The sequence below is a fragment of the Gordonia sp. B8661-1 genome (assembly GCF_059427765.1).
The window spans coordinates 1-17,852 of the sequence record NZ_JCAHRL010000001.1 but is presented as its reverse complement, the minus strand read 5'-3'; the positions used below and the strand labels follow the sequence as shown (position 1 = coordinate 17,852).

Annotated in this window: 15 protein-coding genes and 1 rRNA gene; 13 read left to right on the top strand and 3 right to left on the bottom strand. The window is 66.3% G+C overall.

The window, feature by feature from the left end; genetic code table 11:
• Together AC4JJG_RS00080 and AC4JJG_RS00075 are read left to right on the top strand one after the other, a co-directional pair.
• Complete coding sequence (locus AC4JJG_RS00080) at positions 1-657, top strand: DUF1345 domain-containing protein (RefSeq protein ID WP_495399653.1); 657 nt, start codon at positions 1-3, stop codon at positions 655-657.
• 28 nt (positions 658-685) lie between these two features.
• Positions 686-1,348, top strand: coding sequence for a hypothetical protein (locus tag AC4JJG_RS00075; protein ID WP_495399550.1), 663 nt, complete (start codon positions 686-688; stop codon positions 1,346-1,348).
• Positions 1,349-1,385: 37 nt separating this feature from the next.
• On the opposite strand, the gene AC4JJG_RS00070 is transcribed toward AC4JJG_RS00075, so the two are convergent.
• Positions 1,386-3,005 carry a carboxylesterase/lipase family protein gene (locus AC4JJG_RS00070; protein ID WP_495399551.1) on the bottom strand — a complete coding sequence of 540 codons (1,620 nt, stop codon included), beginning with the start codon at positions 3,003-3,005 and terminating at the stop codon, positions 1,386-1,388.
• A 182-nt stretch (positions 3,006-3,187) separates the two neighbouring features.
• Here AC4JJG_RS00070 and AC4JJG_RS00065 point away from each other — a divergent pair, with 182 nt between their 5' ends.
• The 3 genes from AC4JJG_RS00065 (at position 3,188) to AC4JJG_RS00055 (ending at position 5,216) form a co-directional block, all read left to right on the top strand.
• Complete coding sequence (locus AC4JJG_RS00065) at positions 3,188-3,436, top strand: hypothetical protein (protein ID WP_495399552.1); 249 nt, start codon at positions 3,188-3,190, stop codon at positions 3,434-3,436.
• Positions 3,433-4,605, top strand: coding sequence for a serine hydrolase domain-containing protein (locus tag AC4JJG_RS00060; protein WP_495399553.1), 1,173 nt, complete (start codon positions 3,433-3,435; stop codon positions 4,603-4,605). Before AC4JJG_RS00065 ends, AC4JJG_RS00060 begins: the two co-directional genes overlap by 4 nt.
• Positions 4,606-4,775: 170 nt before the next feature.
• Positions 4,776-5,216 (top strand): DUF2550 domain-containing protein, encoded by a 441-nt coding sequence (locus AC4JJG_RS00055; protein ID WP_495399654.1) that lies wholly within the window; start codon positions 4,776-4,778, stop codon positions 5,214-5,216.
• Here the strand turns inward: AC4JJG_RS00055 and AC4JJG_RS00050 are convergent, their stop codons facing one another.
• A complete protein-coding gene (locus AC4JJG_RS00050) occupies positions 5,217-5,813 on the bottom strand; it encodes a cob(I)yrinic acid a,c-diamide adenosyltransferase (RefSeq protein WP_495399554.1) in 597 nt (198 codons plus the stop codon).
• A gap of 87 nt (positions 5,814-5,900) precedes the next feature.
• Here AC4JJG_RS00050 and murA point away from each other — a divergent pair, with 87 nt between their 5' ends.
• The 7 genes from murA (at position 5,901) to AC4JJG_RS00015 (ending at position 14,573) form a co-directional block, all read left to right on the top strand.
• Complete coding sequence (murA, locus tag AC4JJG_RS00045) at positions 5,901-7,157, top strand: UDP-N-acetylglucosamine 1-carboxyvinyltransferase (RefSeq protein ID WP_495399555.1); 1,257 nt, start codon at positions 5,901-5,903, stop codon at positions 7,155-7,157.
• A gap of 186 nt (positions 7,158-7,343) precedes the next feature.
• The gene (mdo, locus tag AC4JJG_RS00040; RefSeq protein WP_495399556.1) at positions 7,344-8,615 is read left to right on the top strand and encodes an NDMA-dependent methanol dehydrogenase; all 1,272 of its coding nucleotides are present in this window, start codon (positions 7,344-7,346) and stop codon (positions 8,613-8,615) included.
• A gap of 115 nt (positions 8,616-8,730) precedes the next feature.
• The gene (locus tag AC4JJG_RS00035) at positions 8,731-9,804 is read left to right on the top strand and encodes a MadB family AAA-type ATPase (protein ID WP_495399655.1); all 1,074 of its coding nucleotides are present in this window, start codon (positions 8,731-8,733) and stop codon (positions 9,802-9,804) included.
• 8 nt (positions 9,805-9,812) lie between these two features.
• Entirely contained in the window at positions 9,813-11,351 is a 1,539-nt protein-coding gene (gene madC, locus AC4JJG_RS00030) for a MadC family VWA domain-containing protein (RefSeq protein ID WP_495399557.1), read from the top strand.
• A 39-nt stretch (positions 11,352-11,390) separates the two neighbouring features.
• Positions 11,391-12,581: an iron-containing alcohol dehydrogenase gene (locus AC4JJG_RS00025; protein WP_495399558.1), complete on the top strand. Its 1,191-nt coding sequence runs from the start codon at positions 11,391-11,393 to the stop codon at positions 12,579-12,581.
• On the top strand, positions 12,581-13,900 hold the full coding sequence (locus tag AC4JJG_RS00020; RefSeq protein WP_495399559.1) for a MadS family sensor histidine kinase: 1,320 nt from the start codon (positions 12,581-12,583) through the stop codon (positions 13,898-13,900). The genes AC4JJG_RS00025 and AC4JJG_RS00020 overlap by 1 nt, the downstream gene beginning before the upstream one ends.
• 13 nt (positions 13,901-13,913) lie before the next feature.
• Positions 13,914-14,573, top strand: a complete 660-nt coding sequence (locus AC4JJG_RS00015) for a MadR family response regulator transcription factor (protein WP_495399656.1) — start codon at positions 13,914-13,916, stop codon at positions 14,571-14,573.
• Between the two features lie 6 nt (positions 14,574-14,579).
• On the opposite strand, the gene mftM is transcribed toward AC4JJG_RS00015, so the two are convergent.
• Positions 14,580-15,410: a mycofactocin oligosaccharide methyltransferase MftM gene (gene mftM / locus AC4JJG_RS00010; protein WP_495399560.1), complete on the bottom strand. Its 831-nt coding sequence runs from the start codon at positions 15,408-15,410 to the stop codon at positions 14,580-14,582.
• 712 nt (positions 15,411-16,122) lie between these two features.
• Between mftM and AC4JJG_RS00005 the strand changes: the two genes are divergently transcribed.
• Positions 16,123-17,645: ribosomal RNA gene (locus AC4JJG_RS00005) — 16S ribosomal RNA — on the top strand.
• The last annotated feature ends 207 nt before the right edge of the window (positions 17,646-17,852 follow it).

Below are 17,852 nucleotides of genomic sequence, written 5' to 3'. Positions count from 1 at the left end.
ATTCACCGACTGGCCCGGCGTTTTCTGCCACTGTCCTCGGCCCCGCGACTGGTGATCTCACTGGTCGTCGGGGTCGTGGTCGGCTGTGCCGTCGGATTCGGCCCGGGCGGAGGGGCCAACGGCGCGTTGAGCGGCGTCGCGGCGACCGGCCTGGTCTTCGTGCTGTCGGGCTGGATCGTGTTGTGGCCCATGGACGGAGAAACCACCAAGGCGAACTCCCGCCGTGAGGATCTGTTGCCGAGGGTCGACGAGATCAGCGTCGTCGTCGCCGCACTGGCGTCGCTGGTCGCGATCGTCGGTCTGCTCATCGAGGGTGGTTCCAACGCGGGCTGGGTGCCGGCGGCGGTCGCGCTCCTGGCCGTGTTCCTGTCCTGGGCGAGCCTGCACCTCATGTACGCCACGCGCTATGCGTACATGTACTACGACGATCCACCCGACGGCGGCGGCATCGATTTCAACCAGAAGGCGCTGCCGGCATTCCGGGACTTCTTCTACTTCAGTTACAACCTCGGAATGACCTATCAGGTCTCGGATACCAACGTCACCAACTCGCGTATCCGCGCCATGGCGTTGCGGCAGTGCCTGCTGTCCTACGTCTTCGGGGCGGTCATTCTCGCCACCACCATCAATCTCGTGGCCGGCGTCTTCGCCGGCTGACCAACCACCCACGCATCGGGAGGAAACCATGAACGCCCATACCCGTAAGACCCACGACGCGATCCTCGGCGCACCCGCCCCGCGGGATCTGCCGTGGAACGATTTCGTGACGATGTGGGAGGACATCGCCGACGAGGTCAAGGAGGAATCCGGGGACCGTCTGTCGGTGAAGATGAATGGACATCGTGAGGTGTTCCGGCGGCCGCACGACGCCGTGGTCTCCATCGAGGACATCGAGAATGCCCGTCACCTGTTGCGGGACAAGCCGATCGAGCAGGGGAGCGGTTCACTGCTGGTGGTCGCGATCGATGCGGAGAAGGCCCGCATCATCGACTTCGACCTCGATTCGGTGACCGTCGATGCATCGACCCGCTCCGTGCACGACGACGATCCGCGCGCCCGGCACCTGCGGACCGTGGAGCGTCAGACCGGCAGCGACGACGTCGCCGATCTGAAGGGCTTCTTCTCCGAGCTCGCGAAGGTGATCGTCGCCGATGCGGGCCCGAAGCGCACCTTCGTGGTTCTCGGTCACGGCTCGGGCAAGTCGGATGTGGCGGCCGACTTCGTGAAGTGGCTCGACTCGCACGACCCTGAGCTGGCCGCCCGTGTCTCCGGACTCGGCACCATCGATCTGAGTGCGGCCAACGACCGGGACATCCAGAACAAGGCCCGCGAGGTGGCCGGAGCCTGACCCGTGTCGATCGCCGGCCGGTGGACCACGACGGTGGCTACCGGCCGGCGATCTCGTCCCACAGGTCGAGGTGGTGCTCGTCCCGGAAGTCCACACCGGCGATGCCGTCCGTGCCGGGACGGAGGCCGAGGGTGAACGCCGCGCTGCCCGGGCGTCCGGTGGGCTTCCATTCCGGCAGTCCCGCCCCGTTGGGGTCACCGGTCCGCGCGAAATTCGCCCAGTAGGCGATCATCGTGTCGGACAGCGCCGACTGTGCCGGGTCGAGCAGACCGGACTCGGGAAAGATCGAGGCCACATCGGAGCCGTGAAAGGCTCCCTCCGTCGCCGGATCGACACCGAAGAGCCGGGCCAGGGCCGCCGGTGGATGCGGATCGGCGAACTCATAGGAATACACCGGGGCGTGCCGGCGGGCCAGCAATCGGGCCGCCTCCGCGGTCGGCCAGGACCACAGACGGTCGGTGGACAACGCGCTCCACGCCCGTGACACCCCTCCGTACCGGGCGGGCGAATAGACGTCCCCGATACGCCGCGCGAGCGGCTCCCCGAACGCCTCGCGTAGACGCCCCGCATAGTCGTCCGCGGTCATCGTTATGGCCGCGCGAGGAAGCTCCTCGTCCCGGGTGGTGCCGATGATCACCGGAATATCCTTCACCGCACCGTCTTTCAGTGCTTCGGCCGGATTGTGGGGCAGCGCCTCCGATCCGAAGGCGGGCGTCACCAACTGCTCATGGATGGGCATCAGGGCGCTCATGGGCCGCGACCGGAGACAACCGATCGGATCGGTCGCGTCGTCGCAGCCGAGCCTGCCGGCGGCGAGCATACGGCCGTACTGTTCACTCGCCTGCCGGGGAATGTAGATCGACTCGGCCTCCACACCATCGGCGACGAGTCCCTTCGGAGAACTCATCATGCAGGATCCGCTCTGCACGATCGCGCGGTCGATGAACGGCGCGGCCCGGGGTGAGGTGAGCAGGGCACAGGTGCTGTACGCGCCTGCCGACTGTCCGAGAAGGGTGACATTCTCCGGGTCGCCGCCGAACGCCGCGATGTTGTCGGACACCCAGCGCAGCGCCGCCACCTGATCATCGAAGGCGAACCCGCCCGAATCCTTCAGTCCCGGGTAGCCGAAGTAACCGAAGACGCCGAGTCGGTAGTTGATCGTCACCACGACGACGTCGCCCCGGGTGGCCAGCCGGCGCGCGTCGATCTCCGATCCCGACCCGCCGATGAACCCGCCGCCGTGCAGTTCGACCATGACCGGCTTGGGACGCAACGGTTTCCGGTCGCCGGGGACCGTCACGTTCAGGGACAGGCAGTCCTCGCTGCCGGTGATCGCCGAGCCGGTACCGCTCTCGAATTGCGGACACACCGGGCCGGGTCTGCGGGCGTCCCGCGTCCCCGGCCACGGCCGTACGGGTTCCGGCGATCGCCACCGTAACGGTCCGGTCGGCGGAGCGGCGTACGGAATGCCCTGGAAGAGAAGATGATCGGCGGCCCGGGTGCCGACGATGCGGCCGGATCGCACGTCTGTGGTGGCCTCACCGGGATCGGATTCCGTCATCGAACATCCCGCGGTGACGCCCACGGTCATGATCACCCCTGCGAGCAGACAGCCGAGTCGGGTCAGGGGCTCGGTGACACACTTCCGGCGACGCATGTGTTCAGCATGGCCGGACGGACCAGGTGGGCGCATCGTCCGCTCGGCTGAGGCCGGGGCGGTGATCCTCGTACCAAAGTCGGACGCCCCGCTGAACCTGGGACCGATGTGCGCGGCGGCGGTCCGCACCAAGACTGGGGGCATCCGGTGCGGATCGAACAACAGGAACGGAGGCGTCACGGATGGGTAAGGGGGCATACATCTGCCTGCAGATCGTGGGCATGGTGGTGACGATCATGAGTGCCCAGGCGGCCATACGACTGATGCTCGATCACGGCGAACGGGTGCTGTGGGGTGCCTTCGACTGGGCCCCGGGCGGCTGGGGCGGCCGATTGGTGGCCCTGGTCGTCGTCGTGTTCGTCGGCATGCTGCTGGCCAGTTGGAGTCACGACAAGGCCGGGGAGTTCGATAACGCGGAGAAGACGCGATGATCCGCCGGGGCGCCGGGTTGCGGAAGGTGATCGGCGCGGTGTGCATGGGGGCGACGATGATCGTGTCCGGCTGTTCGGCGGGCGATGAGGACCAGGGGGGATCCGGGCACCGGGGACGCTCCGAGGTGCAGGCGGTGCTGACACGGATGACCGGGCCCGACCGGGCACCGGGAGCACTGCTGGAGGTGAGCGACGCCGACGGGCGCACGGTGTACACCGACGGTCTCGCCGAGATCGCGTCGTCGGCGCCGATGACGGCCGGCGGGCACTTCCGCATCGGCAGCATGACCAAGACCTTCGCCGCGGTGGTGGTGCTGCAACTCGTCGCGGAGCACCGTATCGCGCTCGATCAACCGATCGAGAGGTGGCTGCCCGGCGTGATCCGGGGCCATGGCAACGACGGTCGTGCGATCACGGTCCGGCAACTTCTCCAGCACACGAGTGGTGTGCCCGACTATCTCGAGGGCATCGAGATCCGTCACGTCCTGACATCGCCTCTGCAACACTATGATTCGGCCGAACTCCTCCGGGTGGCACTGGACCGTCCCCGTGCGTTCGCCCCGGGCACACAGCGTCAGTACTCCAACACCAACTACGTGCTGATCGGCATGCTCATCGAGAAGGTCACCGGACGGTCCTTCGCCGACGAGATCCGCGGTCGCATCACCGAACCGTTGCATCTCGGGGCCACCGATGTGCCGGGCGACGAACCGGAGATCGCGGGCCCGCATCCCCACGGCTACGCGCGACTCGACGACCACCGCGTCGACCGGACGCGGTTCAATCCGTCGATCTCCGGGAGCGCCGGGGGCATGGTCTCCAGTGCCGCCGACATGAATCACTTCCTCGACCAGGTGGTCAACGGGCGGTTGCTGGGACCACCCGAGCTGCGGGAGATGATGACGACCCGCCCCGCCGACGACGACTCCGGCAGTGGTTACGGACTGGGACTGGACAGCGCGCCGCTGCCGTGCGGTGGAACCTATTGGGGCTACGACGGGGGCATACCGGGATTCCAGACCCTGAGCGGCGCCACGACCGACGGCCGCAGCGCCACGGTCATGGCGAATCTGTACCCGAACGGCAACGACGCGCAGGCCGGCGACACCATGCGGAACGCGCTCGGTACGGCACTGTGCCGGGCGACCCCGCAGCCGGGGCGGTCCTGACGATCGGTGTCGGGGCGGCTGTTCGCGGGTGATGTCCGGATCTCGGTGTTCGTCTGGCATGCTGGTGATACGGCCGCGTACCGGGGATTCCGCCCCGATCGGCGCACCCCGGCCCGGGTGCGACCCAGCCCACGCGGCCGGGCATCGGAAGGTGTGTGCCCCTGGTGTGGATGTCGGTCGCGGTGACGTTGGGAGTACTGCTCCTCGTCGCCATCGTGCTGTGCGGGCTGCTCGCGTATCGGCTCGGTCAGTTGCGCCGTGAGGGCACCCCGGTCTTGCTGCGTGTGCTGCCCGCCGACGTCGACGAGGGCTGGCGGCACGGCACCGTCCACTACAGCGACACCGCACTCCGCTACTTCCGGCTCAGCACCCTGCGTCCCGGGCCGACGCGCACTCTGCAGCGACAGTCCATCGAGATCCGCGGCCGGCGCCGACCGCAGGGCACCGAGGCCGACATCCTCGAGGGCATGATCATTCTGGAACTCGCCCCGGGCGCCGACACCGATGGCGGGGCGCTGGAACTGGCGATGGCGCCTGGGGCGGTCACCGCGTTCCAGTCGTGGCTGGAGTCGCGGCAGTCGGCGCGGTCGCAGCGTCGCCGCAGCGCCTGATCACTCCGGACGGCTACGGTCTCCGCCCGGTACCCATTTCACGTCGCCGGTGCCGCGCGGACCGCGATTGGCCACCCGGGACAGGATGAACAGCAGATCCGACAGCCGGTTCAGATACTTCGCGGGCAGCACCGATGTGGAGTCCGGGAACTCGTCCACCGCCGACCACGCCGAACGTTCCGCACGTCGTGTGACGGTCCGGGCCTGATGCAGCAGCGCGGCGAGCGGGCTGCCGCCGGGCAGGATGAACGAGTCGAGTGCCGGCAGATCGGCGCCGAAGGAGTCGCACCACGCCTCGAGGGCGTCGATGTAGCTCTGCTCGATGCGCAGCGGCGGATACTTCGGATCGTCGACGACCGGCGTGGACAGGTCGGCGCCGGCGTCGAAGAGATCGTTCTGCACGGTCCGCAGGACGGCAGTGATGTCCTCGGGGGCGTCACCGAGGGCCAGGGCGGCGCCGATGGCCGCGTTGGCCTCGTCACAATCGGCGTAGGCGACGACCCGTGCATCCGTCTTGGCGACGCGGGAGAAGTCGCTGAGTCCGGTGGTCCCGTCGTCACCGGTCCGGGTGTAGATGCGGGTCAGGTGTACGGCCATGATTGCCAACGTAATGGTTTTCGGTGACCGCTGCGTGCGGACCGGACGTGTGCGGTCGCGCATGGTGGGCCGGTTACAGTAGCAGTCGTGACTGATCGGTTCCTGGTGTCCGGCGGTGCCCGTCTGACCGGTGAGGTGTCCGTGGGCGGCGCCAAGAACAGCGTGTTGAAGTTGATGGCCGCGGCTCTGCTGGCGGAGGGCACGACCACGCTGACGAACTCTCCCGAGATCGCCGACGTCCCGTTGATGGCGGACGTGCTGCGTGGCCTCGGGGCGTCGGTGACGATCGAGGGCGACACCGTTGTCATCGACGCACCGGCCGAGCCGAAGTATCACGCGGATTTCGATGCGGTGAAACAGTTCCGGGCGTCGGTGTGCGTGCTCGGCCCGCTGATGGCGCGGTGCAGGCGCGCGGTGGTGGCGCTGCCCGGCGGCGACGCCATCGGTTCGCGGCCACTGGACATGCATCAGGCGGGCCTACGGGCGCTGGGCGCACAGAGTTCCATCGAGCACGGCTGCGTCGTCGCGCAGGCCGACGCCCTGGTCGGAGCGCCGGTCGCGCTGGAGTTCCCGTCCGTCGGCGCGACTGAGAACATCCTGATGGCCGCGGTGCTCGCGGACGGCGAGACGATCATCGACAACGCCGCGCGCGAGCCGGAGATCGTCGATCTCTGCGAGATGCTGCAGCAGATGGGTGCCATCATCGACGGTGCGGGCACGGCGACGCTCACGGTGACCGGTGTCCGGCAACTGCACCCGACCACGCATCGTGTGGTGGGCGACCGGATCGTCGGTGCGACGTGGGGGATCGCGGCCGCCATGACGCAGGGCGACGTGACCGTCCGCGGGGTGCAGCCCGATCACCTGCAGCTGGTTCTCCATAAACTCACCGCCGCGGGGGCCCAGGTGGATCGCTTCGCCGACGGTTTCCGGGTGCGGCAGGACTCCCGCCCCGTCGCGGTCAATGTCTCGACGCTCCCGTTCCCCGGCTTCCCAACCGATCTGCAGCCCATGGCCATCGGGATGGCGGCCATCGCCGACGGCATGTCGGTCATCACCGAGAACGTCTTCGAGGCGCGCTTCCGCTTCGTCGAGGAGATGATCCGCCTGGGTGCCGATGCGCGCACCGACGGTCATCACGCGGTGCTGCGCGGCATCGAACGGTTGTCGTCGGCGCCGGTCTGGTGTTCGGACATCCGTGCCGGAGCAGGCCTGGTACTGGCCGGGCTGGTCGCCGACGGAGTGACCGAGGTGCACGACGTCGAGCACATCGATCGCGGCTACCCGCATTTCGTCGAGAATCTGCGCGCCCTCGGCGGCGACATCGAACGCGTCCGCGGCTGACCCACGCCTCGCTTTCTCGCGGGACGAATCGCCGACCTCGTCCACCGGCCTGTCCGATCGGACAGGCCGCGCGCTCACCGACCGGTCCGAACCGGGTGGACGTCGGTCAGGACACCTTGTGCGCCATGTGATCTGGGGAACATTCTCGGAGAGACAGATTGGTTCGTCACAAGGGAGAACTACCTCATGGCAATTGAGCTCAACCAGATCTGGGACTTCCCGATCAAGGAGTTCCATCCGTTCCCGAAGGCCAAGCTGGGCGTCGGCGCACACGACATGCTCGGTGTGGAGGCCAAAGACCTCGGCATGACCCGCGTCCTTCTGATGACCACCGGCCTTCGCGGCTCGGGGATCATCGAGGAGCTCATCGGCAAGATCGAGTACCAGGGTGTCGACGTCGTCCTCTACGACCAGGTGGAGTCCAACCCCAAGGACTACAACTGCATGGACGCCGCGGCGCTCTATCAGTCGGAGAAGTGCGACGGCATCATCTCGGTCGGTGGCGGATCCAGCCATGACGCCGCCAAGGGCGCCCGCATGGTCATCGCCCACGACGGCCGCAACATCAACGAATTCGAGGGCTTCTCGAAGGCCACGAACAAGGAGAACCCGAAGCACATCGCGGTGTCGACGACCGCGGGCACCGGCTCCGAGACCTCGTGGGCCTATGTCATCACCGACACCTCGGACATGAACAAGCCGCACAAGTGGGTGGCCTTCGACGACACCTGCCTGGTCGACCTGGCCATGGACGATCCGCTGCTCTACTACAGCTGCCCCGAGCACTTCACCGCGTTCTGTGGTTTCGACGTCCTGGCGCACGCCAGTGAGCCGTTCGTGTCGCGTCTCGACTTCGAGCCGTCGCTGGGCAACGCCAAGTACTCGATCGAGCTGATCCGCGATCACCTGCGCACCGCCGTGTACGACCCGAAGAATCTCGCGGCCCGCTCCGGCATGATGCACGCGCAGTACATCGCCGCCCAGGCGTTCAACTCGGGTGGCCTCGGTCTGGTGCACTCGATGTCGCACGCGGTCAGCGCGTTCTACGACAGCCACCACGGCCTGAACAACGCGATCGCTCTGCCGCGCGTGTGGGAGTACAACCTGCCGGCACGCTTCGAGCGGTACGCGGAGATCGCGCGTCTGCTGGGCGTGGACACCCGCAATATGACGACCGTGCAGGCCGCCGACGCCGCCGTCGAGGAGGCCATCCGTCTCTCGAAGGACCTGGGCATCCCGGACAACTTCGGGCAGCTGAGCGTCGACAGCTACGACAAGAACCGGATGAACACCGGCAAGTACGAGGGCCGCGGCGACAAGATGGACACCTCGGACAAGCAGATCCGTGCCATCGCCGAGCACATGATGGACGACTGGTGCACACCGGGCAACCCGCGTGAATCGACCGTCGAGTCGCTGATCCCGATGGTCACCCACGCCATGACCGGGAGCTACTGACGACCATCGACCGGAGCCCCGACCGGTCATGGTTCACCAGCCCGGATCGGCGCGACCCGAGGTCGCGGCGGTCCGGGCTTTCCCGCAATACCACCACCACTATCTGGAGCCGATGATGAGTGCGCCCCGAACCCTCACGGAGACAACGCCGTTGACTTCCTTCGAGACCGCTGACGACCTGGTGGCCGGCCTGTCCGGCGAGGGCTACCTGATCGATTCCGAACTCGCGGTGGTGGTGCACCTCGCGACTCTGCTCGACCGTCCGCTCCTGCTGGAGGGGCCTGCCGGTGTCGGCAAGACCGAACTCGCCAAGGCACTCGCTGCGGCTTCCGGCCGTGAGCTGATCCGCCTGCAGTGTTATGAGGGCCTCGACGAATCCCGTGCTCTCTACGAATGGGACTACGCACGCCAATTGCTGCACGTGCAGATGCTCCGCGATCGCATCAGTTCCGAACTCGCCTCGGAGACAAGCCTTTCCGCGGCGTCGGCGGCGCTCGCCCGGACCGACGTCGGTGTGTACACCGAAGATTTCCTCGTCGCCCGACCGCTGCTGGCCGCGATCACTTCGGCGACGCCGACGGTGCTGCTGGTCGACGAGATCGACCGCACCGACGAGGCGATGGAGGCCGTGATGCTCGAGGTGCTCGCCGAACGTCAGGTGACGGTCCCCGAACTCGGTACGTTCACCGCCCGCTCTGCGCCGTGGGTCATCCTGACCTCCAACGACACCCGCGAACTGTCACCCGCGCTCAAACGCCGCTGCCTGCACTTCCAGGTGAGCTATCCCGATGCCGACCGCGAACGCCGGATCGTCGGTGTGCGGGCCCCCGAGATTGAGGAGTCGGTCATCGCGGAGGTCGTCGATCTCGCGCGCAGGCTGCGTGAGATGCCGCTGCGCAAGAGTCCGTCCATCGCGGAGGTGATCGATGCCGCACGTGCCGGTTCCTACCGTCGCGCGCATCAGGACGACGGCGACACCTGGTCCGCCGACAACGATCGGGCCCTGCTGTCGCTGCTCGTGAAATTCGGCAGCGACCTGGATCTCGCCCGTCGCACACTCACCGCCCCCGCGGACTCCGGTCGTTCCGACACAGAGATCGGCGTGGACGGAACCACGCCGCGCGGCTCGGTCACCGCCACCGCATTCGGCGCGGGCCGCGCACGAAGCGCGGCAACCGCACGACGCTAGGTGTTGCCGTGACGTCCACGAGCCAACCGGCGGGCATCGACGCCGATCGTGATCGAACGCTGGACACCCTGGCCGTGCTCTTCGGCCGGGTGCTGAGGGCGCGCGGTGTCGCGGCCTCGCCGGCCGAGGTGATCGAGGTGCGCCGGGTGCTCGCGCTGATCGGGGGCGAGCGGATCGACGTGCTGCGCAGCGCATTACGCAGCGTCGTCGTGAAGTACGGTCACGAACAGGACGGCTTCGACGAGGCCTTCGCGATGTTCTTCCTCGGCGCCGAACCGGGCGAGGGGCAGCAGTGGATGCCCCGGCCGCGCGGTGCGGCCGCCGAACTGCCCACCGACATCGACTGGGATGAGGATTTCGAGGGGGCGGGCCGCCTCATCGGCGCCGACGAACACACCGATGAGATCGGCGACCTGATGGTCGACGACCCGGATGCGCGGGAACGGACCGGTGAGAGCGCACACCGCGAGGAGAACGATTTCTCGGTGTCCAGCGGCGCCGAGGAACTCGGAGTGGACACCGATTCCTCCTCGGTGTCCGGCGGCATCACCTACACGATCGAGGTCGATCAGGCCGATGCCGGGCAGGTCGGCGAGATGGTGGGCTCGGCGACCCGGGTGCAGGGGGATCCGCTCGGATTGTCCGGTGCGGCGGCGATTCTGGCCGCCCTCGACGACTACGACGCGCGGCGCGCCTATGGGACCGATGGCCTCGAGGATCTCGACGACCGTCGCCGAGCCGAACTCGAACAGGCGCTTGCCGCGTTCGTCGATGCCCTCGGCGAGCGTCTCGAAGCCGAGGGCATACACCAGGTTTCCGAGGACACGCCCAAACCGGTGACGGACCAGGCGGACATCGATCGTGCCTGTCACCGGCTGATCCAGCGCATGCGTGGTGCGCCACGGCATGTGGTGCGGCGGGTCGATCAGGGACCCCTCGACATGCGCACCACCATGCGGGCTGCGGTGTCGACGGACGGTGTGCCGCTGGAACTGTGGCGGCGCAGGCATGCGCCGGGCCCGGTCCGCATACTGGTCCTCGTCGACGTCTCCCTGTCGGTGCGGCCGGTCACCGGTTTCATCCTGCGCCTCGCCCAGACCCTGCACCGCTTCGGAGACCGGTGCGAGGTCGTGGCCTTCGTGGACCGTCCGGTGCGGGTCACCGACGCGCTGCGCCGCGCGCAGGCCGACGACGCGCTCGCCGCGGTGCTCGCGGCCGACGACCTGGATCTCGCGGCCACCAGCGACTACGGCCGGATGCTCACGGAACTTCTGGCGGAATTCGGCGATCTGGTCAGCAAGCGGACGTCAGTGCTGATCGTCGGTGACGCGCGGAGCAACGGCTTCGATCCCCGGGTCGACCTGTTCGAGGAACTCGCGCGCCGTGCCCACCGGGTGGCGTGGGTGACGCCCGAGCCGCGCCGCTACTGGACACAGACGGGGTGCGCGCTCGACGACTACGCCGAACACTGCGACGGCGTGATCAGCGCCCGCGACGGTGCGGAGATGATCGAACGCGCCGACGAACTCGGTGCATCGCTGCGGTGATCGCGATAGCGTCAGGGGACGGATCGTGGAGGAGGTGGCGTGACGGGGCCTGATACGAGGTCGCGGGGAACACGACGGTCACTGGCCCAGGTGGCGAAATTCCATGCGCCCGAGGTGATCATCGGCACCCGCTCCTTCGACGAGATCCCCACGGCCACCGCCAATCTGGGTATGACACGGCCCTTCGTCGTGTCCGATCGCCATCTGGCGGGCACACCGTGGTTCCCCCGCCTGATGGATGACCTGCGTGCGGCCCGGCTGTCGCCCGGCTCGTTCCTCGACGTCTCGCCCAATCCGCGGGCGAGTCAGATCGCCGAGGCCTTCGTGGCCTACAAGGCGCATGACGCCGACGGCATCGTCGCACTCGGCGGCGGTTCGGTGATCGACGCCGCCAAAGGCGTTGCGGTACTTGCCGCCAACGGTGGCCACATCCTGGAATACGAGGGCATCGACAAGGCGACCAGCCCGTTGCCGCCGGTGCTCGCCGTCCCCACGACCGCGGGCAGTGGTTCCGACGTCTCGCAGTTCTGCATCGTCAACGACGCCGAACGCAAGACGAAGGTGACGATTCTCGGTCGGTCCCTCGTGCCCGAACTGACCGTGATCGACCCGATGGTGCTCACCACGGTGCCGTCGGAAGTGGCCGCTCAGGCCGGCATGGACGTCCTGACGCACTGCGTCGAGGCCTACGTCTCGCTGGCGCGGGGGCGGTTGACCGACTCCCTGGCACTGGCCTCGATCGCCACCGTGTGGACCTACCTGGAACGCCTCGTCAACGACCCGCACGATCAGGAGGCGGGGGAGGAGATGGCGCTGGCCTCCCTCCAGGCGGGCATGGCCTTCACCAACGCGATCCTCGGCGCGGCACATGCCATGAGTCATCCCGTCGGCGGACACTGCGACGCCGCGCACGGCGCCATCAACACGGTCCTGCTGCCGCACGTCATCCGGTACAACGCGGAGGTCGTCGACGACGGTTTCGTCGACCTGGCCGGTGCCGTCGGGTTGTCGACCGAGGGCAACCCGCGTGCGGTGGCCGACCGGCTGGCCGACAGGATTGCCGAACTCGGTGCGCGCGTGGGGATGCCGGGCACGCTGAGTCCGCTCGGCGTCCGCGCGGATGACCTCGATCTGCTGACCACGTACGCGCTCGCCGATTCCTGCATGTCGACCAATCCGCGGCGCCCCGTGTCCGCCGGCATCCTCGATCTCTATCAGCAGGCGCTCTGATGTCCTCGCCCCGGTCCGCGCAACCCGATCTCGCCCGCCTGGTGGGGCTGCACACCGTCAAGGGCAGCCATTACGCGCAGTTCCGTGGTGTGGAGGAACGCCTCAGTCGGGTCATCGGTGCGCTGGAACGGATCTCGCGTGCGCTGGTGCAGACCGCGTCGGGACCGGAGGCGTTGATCGTCGCCGTCGTCGAGGCGGCCAGGGAACACCTCGGAGCGCAGTGGGTCGCCTTCGCCCTCACCGATGGTCAGCTCGAACAGACCGGGCTACGACATCTGATCAGTTCTCCGGACGGCACCCTGTACGCCTTCGAGGGTGCGGATTTCCCGGCACCGCCGGAATTGCCGAATCAGGTGCTGAACCGGCTCAACGACATCCTGCGCGGTGAGGAGACGGTGCTGCACCGTCCCGTCGTCGACAAGAATCACCTGCACGTCCCGGTTCAGCTCGACGGTGCGGTGGTGGGCGGGCTGTCGGCGTGGACGGCACAGGACCGGACGGTCGACCCGACGGATGTGGTGGTGCTCCGGATCCTGGCGAGTCAGGCGACGGTGGCGCTGCTCAACGCCGAGCTTCTGTCCGAAACCACAAGGCATGCACGGGAACTCGCGGACCGGAATGCCGAGCTGGAGCGTGCGCAGCGTGATCTGTCGGCAGCGATGCGGACCACCGTGCTCAACGAGGAACGGTCGCGGATCGCGCGGGAACTGCATGATTCGGTGACGCAGTCGGTGTTGTCGGCGGGCGTTCAGATCGAACTGTGCCGTGACGACGTCGCCGGTGACGCCGAAGACCGGCTCGCGTTGGCCGGACGGCTGACCCGTGACGCCGTCGAACAGTTGCGCACAGTGATCTACACCCTCAACAACGCTCCGACGGTCTCGGCGCCGAGTGTGCGCGAGGTGCTGTCGGAACTCTGCACGATGCATATGCCACCGGATCTTCGCGCCGAGGTCGTCGTCCGGGGACGAAGCCGCGAACTGTCCGACGACGTCCAGCACGCCATTCTCCGCATAGCGGGGGAGGCGCTCTTCAACGCCGCTGTCCACGCACACGCCGGGCGGGTGATCGTCACCCTCGGATACACGGCCGACCGCGTGTCCATCGCGGTCGACGACGACGGGCTCGGCGATCCCGATCATGTGCGACGGGTGCTGCGTACCGCGTCGCACGGCGACCTGGCCGCGGGCCGGCACCGGGGTCTGGCGAATATGCGGTCGCGTGCCGAGGAATTGGGCGGAGACCTGCGTATCCGTCGCTCGCGCATCGGGGGCGTGCGGATCGCGGCATCCATACCACTCCCACAGAAGGAGGACTGAGATGAATCAGCCGATGAATCAGCCCGATGGGGACACCACGACCATCCGCACGCTGCTCGTCGACGATCATGCGCTGCTGCGCCAGGGCATGCGTTCTCTGCTGGGGCGGGAAACGATGATCGAGGTCGTCGGAGAGGCGTCGTCCATGGAGGGCGCGCTCGCGGAGGTGCTTGAGTGCAGGCCCGACGTGGTCGTCGTCGACCTGAAGCTGTCCGCCGGCGCGGACTACGAGGGCCTGCGGTTGGTGGCCGAGCTCGCGCGGCGTCACCCCGACGTCGCGTCACTTGTGCTCACGACCTTCCTCGATGACGACCTGGTGGTGCGCGCGGTGAAGGCCGGCGCCCGGGGGTACGTGGTCAAGGACGTCGACACCACCGAACTGGTGCGCGCCATCCAGGCGGTGTCCAGCGGCGGCAGCGCCTTCGACCCGCGCAGCACCGATATCGTCCTGCGCGCCGTGTCGGGCGACGGTGACGGACCCGAAGCCCTCTCCGACCGTGAGCGCGAGGTTCTTCGGTGTCTGGCGGATGGCCTGTCCAACAAGCGCATCGGCCAGCAGCTCTACATTTCCGAGTCGACCGTGAAATTCCACATCCGCAACATCATCCGCAAACTGGGTGTCTCCAAACGGACCGACGCCGTCTACATCGCCAGCAAGCGCGGACTCATCTGATCGAGGTCACCGAGGTGTGAGCACCAGCCAGCCGCCGTGATCCTCGATCAACTCCGCCTCGCGGTGGAGATCGTCGACGTGCGCCGCCCACCGGCGCAGGTCGTCCTCGGTGAGCCGCTGCAGATGTCCGAAGTGCTCGCTGGGCACGTCCTCGTACGGAACGGCGACGATCACGCGCCGCCGTGCGACACGCAACGCCTCGCCGAGGGCGGCGACGGCGGCCTGCTCGTCGAGGTGTTCGAGCAGATGGATGAGGGTCACCGTGTCGACGCTGTCCGATTCGTGGTGCAGGCCGGTGGCATCGCCGACGGTCGCCCGTACATCCGCACCGCGACGGTGTGCATGGTGACCGAGCAGGGAGATCGCACCGGGGGAGATATCGCAGGCCCGCACACGGTGGCCGTCGTCGGCCAGCTGCAAGGCGAGGAAACCGAAGCAGCAACCCACTTCCAGCACGTCAGGGCCGATGACCAGGGAACGAGCGCGCAGATGGATCGGGCTGAACGGAGATCCGCCGCCGCGCAGTTCGGCGATCGAGTTGTCGTAGAAGGCGGCCCACGACGACGACGTCGTGTGCGCGGACGTACCGATCACACCCATGGCAGCGGCCTCGAACTGTTCCTGACCGTCGAGAACGCCGGAGATCACCAGGGGGGCGAGCCCGCCGATCATGGCGGAGTCGCTGATCGTCGACCGGTCGAGGTGGTGCACCACGTCCACACCGTTGTCGGGTCGTCGGCGCCACGCGAACTCACCGCAGCGCTGGAAACCGGCCGGCACGCTCATCGCCCGGCGCACCGCCGGGACCTGCGTCGATGCGACGAGAGCACTGGTCATGGTGTCGACGCTAGGTGTCGACGGGCCGCTGCGTAACTGGCCGAACGGGCGGTCCCGTGCCTGGCCATAGCGCTCCCGATGACGAAAGCATCCGCTCGACACACATGGCCTACATCACAATTTGCAAATTCACGGAAATCTCGGGAATGGAACCGGATGACGGGCGGTTGTACCCCTCGTGACCAGCACAATCATGTGCCTGGTCGGCAAACGAACAGGCGATTTGCTTCCGGCCCGCGGGTTGCGTAACTTTCTTCAAGTCAGCGCGCCACGGCGCCGCCCCGGACAGTCCGAGAGGGCCGGACGGGGAAGGGAAACCGGGTTTCGCGCAGACCGCCCCCGAGAAATCGACCGGATGCTCTTGTGTCCGGAGCGAGACTCGGACCGCCAGACCACCCTCGATCGGAAACGACCAAGGGGTTGCGGACCGCGACAAGGTCTGGTAGGCTGGAAGAGTTGCGCCGGAGACGGCCAACGAATCCAAACGTGAGCAAAGCTCGCTGGAGAGCGCTCCCTCAGGGGGGTGGTGCTGGTGGGTGTGTGTTCTTTGAGAACTCGATAGTGTGTTGGTGGATTGTTTGATGCCAATTTTTTTGTTGGTGTCTTGTGATCTTCTTATTTTTGAGAAGTTTATTTGTATGCCAGTTTTTTGGATTGTTTTTGTCAGGTTTTTGCTTTCCTGATTGTGTTGAAACTTTGGTTTCAGTGTTTTTTCATGGAGAGTTTGATCCTGGCTCAGGACGAACGCTGGCGGCGTGCTTAACACATGCAAGTCGAACGGAAAGGCCCAGCTTGCTGGGTACTCGAGTGGCGAACGGGTGAGTAACACGTGGGTGATCTGCCCCTGACTTCGGGATAAGCCTGGGAAACTGGGTCTAATACCGGATATGACCTTACCTCGCATGGGGTTTGGTGGAAAGCTTTTGCGGTTGGGGATGGGCCCGCGGCCTATCAGCTTGTTGGTGGGGTAATGGCCTACCAAGGCGACGACGGGTAGCCGACCTGAGAGGGTGATCGGCCACACTGGGACTGAGACACGGCCCAGACTCCTACGGGAGGCAGCAGTGGGGAATATTGCACAATGGGCGGAAGCCTGATGCAGCGACGCCGCGTGAGGGATGACGGCCTTCGGGTTGTAAACCTCTTTCACCAGGGACGAAGCTTTTGTGACGGTACCTGGAGAAGAAGCACCGGCCAACTACGTGCCAGCAGCCGCGGTAATACGTAGGGTGCGAGCGTTGTCCGGAATTACTGGGCGTAAAGAGCTCGTAGGCGGTTTGTCGCGTCGTCTGTGAAATTCTGCAGCTTAACTGCAGGCGTGCAGGCGATACGGGCAGACTTGAGTACTACAGGGGAGACTGGAATTCCTGGTGTAGCGGTGAAATGCGCAGATATCAGGAGGAACACCGGTGGCGAAGGCGGGTCTCTGGGTAGTAACTGACGCTGAGGAGCGAAAGCGTGGGTAGCGAACAGGATTAGATACCCTGGTAGTCCACGCCGTAAACGGTGGGTACTAGGTGTGGGTTCCTTTTCACGGGATCCGTGCCGTAGCTAACGCATTAAGTACCCCGCCTGGGGAGTACGGCCGCAAGGCTAAAACTCAAAGGAATTGACGGGGGCCCGCACAAGCGGCGGAGCATGTGGATTAATTCGATGCAACGCGAAGAACCTTACCTGGGTTTGACATACACCAGACGCATGTAGAGATACATGTTCCCTTGTGGTTGGTGTACAGGTGGTGCATGGCTGTCGTCAGCTCGTGTCGTGAGATGTTGGGTTAAGTCCCGCAACGAGCGCAACCCTTGTCCTGTATTGCCAGCGCGTAATGGCGGGGACTTGCAGGAGACTGCCGGGGTCAACTCGGAGGAAGGTGGGGATGACGTCAAGTCATCATGCCCCTTATGTCCAGGGCTTCACACATGCTACAATGGCTGGTACAGAGGGCTGCGAGACCGTGAGGTGGAGCGAATCCCTTAAAGCCAGTCTCAGTTCGGATTGGGGTCTGCAACTCGACCCCATGAAGTCGGAGTCGCTAGTAATCGCAGATCAGCAACGCTGCGGTGAATACGTTCCCGGGCCTTGTACACACCGCCCGTCACGTCATGAAAGTCGGTAACACCCGAAGCCGGTGGCCTAACCCCTTGTGGGAGGGAGCTGTCGAAGGTGGGATCGGCGATTGGGACGAAGTCGTAACAAGGTAGCCGTACCGGAAGGTGCGGCTGGATCACCTCCTTTCTAAGGAGCACACAACATCACACGTTGATGTTTCCCGAGTGTGGAGACTGCGTGTGTGTGTTCGAGGGTGAAACATCAAACACGCCAATCATGTCTGCCGGCCTGTGTGCTGGTGGGTGTGGGTGAGGGCATCGGGTGACTGGTGTCGTGCTGCCAATACGCTATCGGGGTTCTGAGGGAACACACGTTTCTTCTTAGCCCGCCATG

Bases quoted from the DNA above. Each gene is read 5' to 3' on its own strand.
- AC4JJG_RS00075 (WP_495399550.1), top strand. From the start codon at position 686: ATGAACGCCCATACCCGTAAGACCCACGACGCGATCCTCGGCGCACCC.
- AC4JJG_RS00070 (WP_495399551.1), bottom strand. From the start codon at position 3,005: ATGCGTCGCCGGAAGTGTGTCACCGAGCCCCTGACCCGACTCGGCTGT.
- AC4JJG_RS00065 (WP_495399552.1), top strand. From the start codon at position 3,188: ATGGGTAAGGGGGCATACATCTGCCTGCAGATCGTGGGCATGGTGGTG.
- AC4JJG_RS00060 (WP_495399553.1), top strand. From the start codon at position 3,433: ATGATCCGCCGGGGCGCCGGGTTGCGGAAGGTGATCGGCGCGGTGTGC.
- AC4JJG_RS00055 (WP_495399654.1), top strand. From the start codon at position 4,776: ATGTCGGTCGCGGTGACGTTGGGAGTACTGCTCCTCGTCGCCATCGTG.
- AC4JJG_RS00050 (WP_495399554.1), bottom strand. From the start codon at position 5,813: ATGGCCGTACACCTGACCCGCATCTACACCCGGACCGGTGACGACGGG.
- mdo (WP_495399556.1), top strand. From the start codon at position 7,344: ATGGCAATTGAGCTCAACCAGATCTGGGACTTCCCGATCAAGGAGTTC.
- AC4JJG_RS00035 (WP_495399655.1), top strand. From the start codon at position 8,731: ATGAGTGCGCCCCGAACCCTCACGGAGACAACGCCGTTGACTTCCTTC.
- AC4JJG_RS00020 (WP_495399559.1), top strand. From the start codon at position 12,581: ATGTCCTCGCCCCGGTCCGCGCAACCCGATCTCGCCCGCCTGGTGGGG.
- AC4JJG_RS00015 (WP_495399656.1), top strand. From the start codon at position 13,914: ATGAATCAGCCCGATGGGGACACCACGACCATCCGCACGCTGCTCGTC.
- mftM (WP_495399560.1), bottom strand. From the start codon at position 15,410: ATGACCAGTGCTCTCGTCGCATCGACGCAGGTCCCGGCGGTGCGCCGG.